The organism is Polaribacter sp. WD7 (assembly GCF_003335085.1).
Taxonomy (GTDB): domain Bacteria; phylum Bacteroidota; class Bacteroidia; order Flavobacteriales; family Flavobacteriaceae; genus Polaribacter.
The window spans coordinates 1-9766 of sequence record NZ_QPEJ01000008.1; the positions used below are offsets into that span (position 1 = coordinate 1).

The window sequence follows — 9766 nt, forward strand, 5'->3', positions numbered from 1 at the left end:
CCTGCAATTATACCTCAATGAGTTCGTCTATAAACTTAATCGAAGATATTTTGGTGAAAAACTCTTTGATAGACTAGTAATTGCTAGCATTACTGGGTCATGATGAAAAACGGATATTCAATTCTTTTTTTTATATTTTCAATATCTTTCATTTTCAAACGTTTCTATTCCGTAAGATGATCAATTCCATTTACTTTAAAATGAAGATTTTTCAGATTTTTACAATTTAACCAATACCATAACTTTTGTATTTCAAACGTTATGATTCCGAAAGAAACTCAACTTCAATTTCTTTAAACTAAGAATTTTTCAGATTTTGAAGAATTTTCCAAAAACATAACTTTTTGTTTTCAGCGTTGTAAAATTCGACGTTTTTACAAGAAGAGAAGAGTATTCAAGAGTTTTTTGGAAAAAAATATTCAGCTACAACTAGAAAAATGAATTGATTATATAAACGTTTTAACTTTTCAAAATTCACAATGTGTTTTAGAATGCAAAACTCAAGAGTTTCAGATTTAAAGAGAAAGATATGAGCAAGACTTTTTGGTGTACACCTAGATGTTTCTGGCTTCACTTCAACAGTTTTTACCAAAGGTCTTATATATGAAAAGTAGTAGATTTTTATACGCTAACTTTTCAGTTTTACATTAACCATAAATTTACAAAACTCAATTTCGTTTGAGTACTTAAATCGCTATTTTTTATATACGTTGTTGGCAACTGGCTCTTTAATAGATTTATTTCTATGGTTTTTCATTCCGAAAAGTACTCTTGTTATCTTAAAAGGATAGATTAGGAAACGATAAACACATACAATTGTTAAGAACGAACTAACTAATAGAATGATAAGTTTTATAGGAATATTATACTCAAGTTGAATGATGTAATATGCAAAAACTATTATTACGGTTTGATGTAAAATATAAAATGGATAAATGGCTTCATTCATTTGTTTTAGGTATTTGCTTGGTTTGTTAAAATAAACCTGTCCGTATCCCAATATTGCAAGAACAAAACTCCATCCTAATAGACAGCACAACCCATACCAAATATCCCAACGAACTGAAATACTTAAATAGGGTTCTACAAGATTATTTGGGATGAAATAGTAACCATAGAATAAAAGTGAGCTAATTATAACAACAATTAGATTAAAGCGTCTAAACCTTTTTAGGTTGTCCCAAAAGATTTGTGAAGACGCGAACAAAATTCCAGTAATAAAGAAGTAGATGTAAAAGAATGTTTCGGAAAGATTAGTCAAAGACGACGACCCAGTTGGATAATATCTTTTAAGCATCATTGTTCCTAAAATCAAAGGCAAACCTACTAATAAAAGTCCAATCTTATTTGAAGATATTTCTTCAAACCAGTTTTTGAACTTTTCAGATTTTCTAGATTTGAAAAAGATAATGAGAGGAATTAAAATTATAGAAATTACATAAAGATTTTCTATAAACCAAAGATGATTTGTTTCAAGCTTTCCTTGTGAATATAACTGCCAATAAGAACTAAATTCATTAATATGCTGATAATATATTTGTGGTGGAACAATAAATAAGACACCAAAAAGTAACGGAATTAGCAATCTACCTGTACGTTCTTTAAAAAATTGTTTCCAAGTTCGCTTAGAAAATGCAAAAACTGTTCCTGTACCAGATATCAAAAATAGTAGAGGAAGTCTAAATTGTTCAAAGTAAACCATTATATCATCTAATAATTTGCTAGATTCAGCATTCATAATATGAAAATCATCTCCGTTAAAAGGCATTCCTATATGATGAAAAAAAACAGCTAAAATTGCGATGACTCTTAACCAGTCTAAGTCGTATCTTCTCGTTGTAGTATCCATTAATCTCGTTTTTGGGCAATTATAAAAAGAAAATCAATGTGATTTCTGGCCAAGTGACAATTGACAAACCAAAGTGACGGAATGCAAGCTTGTTATTTACTTATATTTGAATAAAATCGATTAAAGTCTTGAATTTTAGACCGAGAAACAGGAACAATTCCTTGATTATATTCTTTGAAATTAAGCACATAGCCTTGGGCGTTTCCCGAAATGGATGTGATAGCTTTTAGATTTACAATGTATGAGCGATGCACCTTAAAAATGAAAGGGAAAGAACTTAGTTGGTTATCAAATTCTTTTAGGGTTAGTCTTTTTAAGTGTTTTTCAAAACCGTTTGAAGTAGTGTAAAATATTTCGAGATAGTTTCCATCCACTTTTGCAAAAAGAAAAGTTTGTATATCTAACTCAAAATTTTCTTCTACGATTGGCGTTTGAATTTTAGTAACTGTATTGACTTCTTTTAAGTTTTGCTGATTAATGGGTGTTTTTTTTAAAACAGTTGAGTGTTTATAAATTAAACGTTCTAAATTAAGAGGTAATATGATTATCAAAAGTAAACTTCCAACTAGAAAAGTATTCCGAATTTCTTCCCAGAAATATCTAAAAGTCCAATTATCAGGATTAGTGTAAATAAAATCTCTAATTAAGAAGCTAGCAAGACCTATAAGAAAAAGTATTACAGCCAAATGCAAAAACTCTTTTCCTAAAGTCCAGTTTTCAATTTTTTTAACAGATTTTTTTAGAAAATAAACATACACGAAAGTTAATGGTATCGGAATTACCGAATGCAAAAAAACAATCCAAAGACTATTTATTTTGTGTTCATTAACATTAACAATAAAGGGCTCAAAGAGATAAGTAAAAAGAAAACTAACTATTGCAATACAACAAAGAATGAAAAGCACTTTTTTCAATTCCTCGTAATAAAAGGGATATGGTTGTCTTATGTAGGTTTCAATTTTCATTTACTGTTCAAGGTCAATCTCGGTCGTTTTTTCAATTACCGCCAACGTTTTTGTGTATATTTTCAGTTGCGATTTTGTTTAGCTAAAAGTAAGTAAATAATTACTGATAGGAAAATCCGCGAGGATTTTCCCAAGTAGGCTATAAGCTAGCAATTGAATATACACGTTGTTGGCATTAGTTATTTTTTATTTCAGATTCTATATTTACCCATTTCACTTTCCAATTCTTTTCTAGATATTCTCCAGTTGTATAAAAAAGAAATTTGTTGTCAGGTGTAACATATGGATTTCCTTGCCCTTTGTTATTAATTTTGTCACTCAATTTTTTAGTGTCTATCCATTTGCCTTTTCCATCATTATAACTAATCATCAAGTCAAGTTCGTTTCCAATTGAAGCAAAAATTAAATAATCTTCTTCTGGCGAAATATATGGTGTACATTTTCCGAATTTAGATTTTATTTCAATTCTTTCTGCGTCTACAAATTTTCCATTTACATTTTTTGAGTAATAAATATCCATTTCACTATAATCCAAATTACTTGTGTGGAAGTATAGAGTTCCAGAATTAGTAATTGTAGGATGAGAAACCAATTTATCTTTCAAATTTCGAATATTTACAAAAATTGGTTCAGTCCATTTCCCATTAACCTTGTCCGATTTCCATATATGCCAAGTTTGAACAACTCCGTCAATATTAACAGGTCTTGTTGAACTGAAATAAAGAGTATTCCCATTCGGTGAAAAGTTCATTCCGTGTTCATTATGTTTGCTGTTAAAGAATGCTTTTTTTGGTGCAGACCAATTGTTATTATTTTTTTCTATTACAAAAACGTCAAATTTCTCAAAATTTTTATCAGAAATAGTATAGTAATATTCTTGTAAATCAGGACTAAACATTCCTTTGTGAATAAGTTTGTTTTGAGGAATTAAATCTTGCTTAAATTCAATCGGGATATCGTTAGGTGTTATTTCGGTCAAAAATTGAATTTTAGCATTTTCGGTTTCATTTTTACAACTCAAAAAGCTAAATGTAAATATTAAAATAATTCTGACTTTATTCATTCTGTATTACACACAACGTTGTTGTATACGGTTTGTTGCGTGTTTTAAGCAACTAATTTAGCAAATAAAAACCAAATAGAAAATCCGAGAGGATTTTCGTAAGTAGGCTAGAATTAGCAATAAATTATATACGGTGTTGGCAAACGTTAGAAATCATTTTTTACGAATTTTAAAATCGTCTCATTGTCTAATTTTAAGAAATATACTCCATTTGATAAGTTTTTTGTTTCAATCATTTCCATATTTGAAATAACACCACTCATTACTTTTTGACCAATAGTATTATAGATGCTAAAGTTTTTTATTTGAGATAAACCTTTTACGAAAATAAAATCTTTAGTTGGATTTGGATATATCTGTATATATTTATTGGATGTTTGTTCTAATAAATTAAGAGTAGATATATCAAATTTAGAAATTTTAGCGCCAAACGATTCGGCTATATACAAGGTAGATCTGTTAATAGCCAGATCTTCGGGTCCTATAACATTCGGATATTCTAAAATAACTTCAATTGTCGGATTATTCAGATTAATATTAATTTTTGAAATACGACTTTGGCTAAATTCTGCAATATAAATATAGTTATTAGTAATTGCCATTCCATATGGAGAATCTAAACCACTTATAATATCTATAATGTTAGATGTTTCAGAGTTAATATCAATTTTTGAAATTGTACCATGATTATGAGAGATGTATAGTTCTTTACCTTTAAATTCTAATGCAATTGGAGAAGTCAAACCACTAATAATATTTTCAATTGATGGATTATTAGTATTAATATCAATCTTAGATATATTTCCATTGGTAGTATCTGGGAAATATAATTCATTCTCTCTAATAGCTAATGATCTTACTTGAAAAGAGGTGTTTACAATAAGAATAGGATTCGGAAGTTCCTCAGTCACATTAATTTTATAAATCCCATCTGAAAGAGCATAAAATAAATAGACACCATTAAGAGCTATACTTTGTGGATAATCTAATCCTGTTATTAAATTTATAGAAGTGGGATTGTTAATACTAACATCTACTTTGTTAATACTACCTAAAAAACGATCAACATAATATAATTCATTTTCGTGAAAATCGAGACTTTGTGGAAAGCTACTAGAAACTAATGTTGAAACTTGTGAACTTAGCGATGTCTTAATAAAAAAACATAATAAAATATAAATAGTATTTTTCATCTTGTGTATTATACTGAAATAGGTTGACCTTTTTTTGATGTTTTTCGACACGTTCAATCTATTTTTTTCAGCCGTTTAGAAGGCAAAAAAATAGTTTGAACTCGGTCAATTTCTAAATTGTTAGTTCAGGTAAATTTAGTTTATTTTTCCGATATGATTTGTATTTGATATTCGGATTTAGATGCACTTCGGCTGGTTTTCTTAAACCTAAGCTAAAATGTGTTCTTAGATTGTTATAAATATAGACTGCCTGTTGTGTTAATTGTTGCGCTGTTTTGGTATTTTTTATTGTTTTTTTGAGTCCATATTCATATTTTAAAGTTCTATTAATACGTTCTGCAATAGCATTTTCGTAAGGGTCGTATTGCTCAGTCATACTCATGGTCATGTTATTGCTTTCAGCGGATTCGGTGTATTTAGGGTTGCAGTACTGGAATCCTCTGTCAGAATGATGGATGAGTTTTTGATTCGGGTATTTTCTGTTTTTAATGGCCATAGCGAGTGCTTCTGAGCAAAGTGATGTTCTCATATGGTTATCAAGTTTATAGCCCATGATTTGCTTAGAATAGGCATCAGTTACTAAAGCTAAGTAATTGTGTCCATTTTCAGTTTTAATGTATGTGATGTCGCTTACCCAGAGCTGTTCAGGTCTGTTAGGAACTTGGTCTTTTACAAGGTTTTTGTATTTTCTATACATGTGGTTAGAGTTGGTAGTTGTGATGTAGTTTTTATACTTAGGAATCAAAAGATTATTGAGTCTTAGGAATCGGTAGAACTTATCTCTACCTATCTTAATACCTGCCTTTATAAACTCAGTTTTAAGCTCGTTATGTAGTTTGATTCCTCCAGTTTTAGAGCCTACTTTTTTACGATAGTCCTTTACCATTACAATTAGTTTTTGATGATCTACTTGTTGTTTTTTGAGTCTTTTGTAGAAGGCTTGTTTACTAATCCCAAAACATCCATAGAGCCATTTTCTTTGATACGGTCTTTCTTTTTTCGCTCTATCTCTTTTGCTAATGTTTTGGGTAACGACTTTTTTGACATATCCACTCCTGTGATTAGTTCCATGTCAGCAATAATGTCTTGTTGAAAGTCTTTTACAAACTCAAGTTCCTCAATTTTTTCCTTTAGTTTTTTAATTTCATCGTTTTTACTCATACCCATATTTTGTTGGGCTAAGGTACTATAAATTCTAATCCAGTATGAGATTGTTGTTCGGGGAACCTCGTATTTTTTAGAAGCATAACTTCTGGATATTTGACCTTTTAAGATTTGGTCAACGACTAAAATTTTAGTTTGAAAGGTTCAGAATACCGTTTAATTACTTTGTCATTTTTGTACATAATTGTGTTAAATTATGTAGCCTTTATTCAGGACGGGTCATTTTTAATGGCAACGGTCTCGGCTATGAGTAGTTGCGTGGGTTAGCACTTAATTTTGCAAATAGACACCAAACTGAAAATCCGCGAAGATTTTCAGAAGTAGGCGAGAACAAGCAATTGCATATAGCCATTGTTACCACACGTTATTTTTCATCGACTGTTAATGATTTACGATTAGTTTTAAAGTTTCAATTTTATTATCTGTTAAAAAAACTTTCACAAAATAAATTCCGCCACCTAATTTGTTAGTATCGTAAGTGATACTAGATACTTCTCTATTGGATTCTTTATGTATTCTTTTTCCTGACAAATCCCAAATTTCAAATTTTTCAATATTTGAATTTGTAATTGACTTAATTGTAATAAAATTTTCAGATGGATTAGGGTATAGTCTAACTAATTGAAAATCTGTATTTTCATTGATTTCATAATCATTGACGCTTAAAGTCGAAGCATCAATATCTGTTACATAAAGCTCATTACCGCTAATATCATTTCTAGCTCTAAAATATAGTTTATTATCCGTTGCTCCCATTTCTTCTATTGAAGTATAATTTTCAAAATTTGGTCCGTTTAAGATATTTAAATCTAATTGTAATGCTTCATTAAGATTATCATTAGTTATCCAAATTTTATGAGGAAATGATTCAGCTAAGTAGAGAAGATTATTATTATAGCAAGTTAAATTACTTATATGTGAAAAATCTGTTGTATCAGGTCCAGCAATTTTTTCGGTTATTGTACCGTTGGTTCTCCATAGTTCTTGGTCAGAACCAAAATAGTCCTGAACTCCAAAATATACATAGCTTCCGCAAGTAATTATGTTATCAATATCTACATTACCAATTGTAGGGTGCGCAGCACCATCAAATAATAAAACTGTATTAGCAATTGTGCCATCTGTTTTATAAAAACCTTTGCGAGCCGTATTAGGGTTTTTTGCAACAAAATATAGCACATCGTTCAATATTGTTGTGAACCTAATATCACTATCTATATTATCGCCAAAAGACTGCAAGTGGCTTGTGCCTGAATTTGTTCCATCCGAAACCCATAAATCATGAGGTCCATAACTAGTTCCAGAGGTTTCTGCAACTATAATCAGTTTGTTACTAACAGACTTTAGGACCCTCATATCGTTTAAATTAATTATCTTATTAGTTCCAGACTCTGTACCATCAGTTGTCCATAAAGCTGTCCCAGTATTATCATGAGCGATGAAATATATAATATTGTTAAGTAAAACAAATTCTCTTGGATAACTATTATTATTTGAGTTCCCAATATTTATATCTTTTATCATGTAAGTTCCACTTTCAGTACCATCGCTTCTCCATAATTCAAAGCCATGTGTACCATCGTTAGCATTGAAGTATAGAATATCGTTTAAAACTGTAAATTTCTGTTGTTCATTATAGTTTTGCATACTACTTTGATTACCAGTTCTGATGTCTTTTACCATAAAAGTCCCACTATCTGTTCCATCACTTCTCCAAAGTTCATAGCCATGTGTACCATCAATTGCACTAAAATATAAGATACCATTTATTTCTTTCATTTCTGAAGGGTCATCAATACAATTATGTCCAGGATTTATATCTTTAACGATTTGCGTTCCGCTTTCTGTTCCATCACTTTTAAATAATTGGTTACCATATTCTGTTCCTCTTGCTCTGAAGAACAAGTCACCTCCTACGTTTGTAAATTTACTCGCATTACTACTATTTGAATAATTCAAATCAGCAAAAAAGGAAGTTCCAGTAATTGTTCCGTCTGTAACCCACAACTCATTGCCGTTTGTTTCATTCATTCCAGTCAAAACTGTAACATTATTAAGGGTAACAAAACTTTCTTCTAAACCAGAAATGTTACTATCTGTAATATCTGATAACTCAAACGTACCATTTGATGAACCGTCACTAACCCATAGTGTTCTGTCAGATGAATTAGTACTAGTTGTGAAAAACAGAAGCTTGTTATTTACATAGTCTAAATGGAATTTTTCAATCCATACAGATGAATTTCCATCATTAATATCTTTAAGTAAAGATGTACCAGTTTCTGTTCCATCTGATTTCCATATTTCAGTTCCATGAATATTATCATCTGCTAGGAAGTACACTTCATTGTTGAATGATATATATTTGCTATTATATGATATACTATTAAAATTTGTATTGTTTATGTTCTTTACCATTGATGTGCCTGCTTCGGTTCCATCGCTTTTCCATAGTTCCGTTCCGTTTATTCCATCATTAGCTTCAAAAATAATTATATTATTGAGTGTGCTCCCTTTCAATGAATTAGCACTTGAGTTAGAACCTATTCTTATATCTTTCACAATAGTTGTTCCAGATTCAGTTCCGTCACTTTTCCATAATTCATAGCCATTAGTTCCATTGTCAGCAAAAAAATAAAAGAAGTTATTCAAGGATAAAAATTGATTTCCACTATTCAATCCAGAGTAATTTGTGTTGATATCTTTTATCATGGCTGTCCCATTTTCTGTTCCGTCACTTTTCCATAGTTCAGTTCCGTTTATTCCATCATTCGCTGTAAAATAAATGCTATTATTAAAAATTAACAAATCATTAGGACTTCCACTTCCATTTGGATTAATATCTTTTACCATTGTGGTACCAGTTTCTGTCCCATCACTTTTCCATAATTCGTAACCATCAATATCATTAGTAGCGGTAAAGAATAATGTTCCGTTAAAAGCGATCAAATTTGTAGGACCATTGTATGAACTGTTATTATTAGGACGAATATCTTTAACTAATACTGTGCCATTTTCTGTTCCATCACTTTTCCATAATTCCGAACCATGAATTCCATCATCGGTTGTAAAATAAAGTATATTGTTTACGATAACTAGAGATCTTGGACTCGAAGAGTTTCGACCTTGTTTTATATCTTTAACCATTATAGTTCCATCAGAAGTTCCATCTGAATACCACAATTCTCTCCCAAAATTTTTAAAGTTACCATCAGTAGCAGTAAAATAAAACCCATTTTGAAAAGCAATAAAGTCTTGTGGGTCACTATCTTCATGAAAGTTTAATTCTATAAGATTAGCATCAATAGTTTGTGCATTTGTGCAATGAAGTGTTATAAATAAAAATAAAAAGGTAATTCTGTAGTTCATATCTTATGTTTTTTGTTCGTTTGGTGTATTATACTGAAAGTAGGTTGACCTTTTTTTGATGATTTTCGACACGTTCAAGCTATTTTTTTCAGCCGTTTAGAAGGCAAAAAACTAGTTTGAACTCGGTTAGTTCTTAAATTGTTAGTTCGGGTAAATTTAGTTT

At 30.2% G+C, this 9766-nt stretch carries 7 protein-coding genes and 1 pseudogene; 1 reads left to right on the forward strand and 7 read right to left on the reverse strand.

The window, feature by feature from the left end:
• Nucleotides 1-103 (forward strand): annotated as a pseudogene (locus DUT90_RS00140) (IS1595 family transposase); the annotation flags it as partial.
• 591 nt (nt 104-694) lie between these two features.
• On the opposite strand, the gene DUT90_RS00150 reads toward DUT90_RS00140, so the two are convergent.
• From DUT90_RS00150 to DUT90_RS00185, 7 genes are all read right to left on the reverse strand, one after another.
• Nucleotides 695-1849, reverse strand: a complete 1155-nt coding sequence (locus DUT90_RS00150) for an acyltransferase family protein (protein WP_114424692.1) — start codon at nt 1847-1849, stop codon at nt 695-697.
• 92 nt (nt 1850-1941) lie between these two features.
• Nucleotides 1942-2607, reverse strand: a complete 666-nt coding sequence (locus tag DUT90_RS00155) for a LytTR family DNA-binding domain-containing protein (RefSeq protein WP_181858103.1) — start codon at nt 2605-2607, stop codon at nt 1942-1944.
• A gap of 382 nt (nt 2608-2989) precedes the next feature.
• Nucleotides 2990-3793 carry a PD40 domain-containing protein gene (locus tag DUT90_RS00160; protein ID WP_181858104.1) on the reverse strand — a complete coding sequence of 268 codons (804 nt, stop codon included), beginning with the start codon at nt 3791-3793 and terminating at the stop codon, nt 2990-2992.
• Between the two features lie 230 nt (nt 3794-4023).
• Nucleotides 4024-5121 (reverse strand): T9SS type A sorting domain-containing protein, encoded by a 1098-nt coding sequence (locus tag DUT90_RS00165; RefSeq protein ID WP_258848471.1) that lies wholly within the window; start codon nt 5119-5121, stop codon nt 4024-4026.
• A gap of 61 nt (nt 5122-5182) precedes the next feature.
• On the reverse strand, nt 5183-6091 hold the full coding sequence (locus DUT90_RS00170) for an IS3 family transposase (protein ID WP_114424696.1): 909 nt from the start codon (nt 6089-6091) through the stop codon (nt 5183-5185).
• The gene (locus DUT90_RS00175; protein WP_258848470.1) at nt 5977-6231 is read right to left on the reverse strand and encodes a hypothetical protein; all 255 of its coding nucleotides are present in this window, start codon (nt 6229-6231) and stop codon (nt 5977-5979) included. The genes DUT90_RS00170 and DUT90_RS00175 overlap by 115 nt, the downstream gene beginning before the upstream one ends.
• A gap of 384 nt (nt 6232-6615) precedes the next feature.
• Entirely contained in the window at nt 6616-9603 is a 2988-nt protein-coding gene (locus DUT90_RS00185; RefSeq protein WP_114424698.1) for an ELWxxDGT repeat protein, read from the reverse strand.
• Nucleotides 9604-9766: the final 163 nt, after the last annotated feature.

Bases quoted from the DNA above. Each gene is read 5' to 3' on its own strand.
- DUT90_RS00175 (WP_258848470.1), bottom strand. From the start codon at position 6,231: ATGAGTAAAAACGATGAAATTAAAAAACTAAAGGAAAAAATTGAGGAA.
- DUT90_RS00185 (WP_114424698.1), bottom strand. From the start codon at position 9,603: ATGAACTACAGAATTACCTTTTTATTTTTATTTATAACACTTCATTGC.
- DUT90_RS00150 (WP_114424692.1), bottom strand. From the start codon at position 1,849: ATGGATACTACAACGAGAAGATACGACTTAGACTGGTTAAGAGTCATC.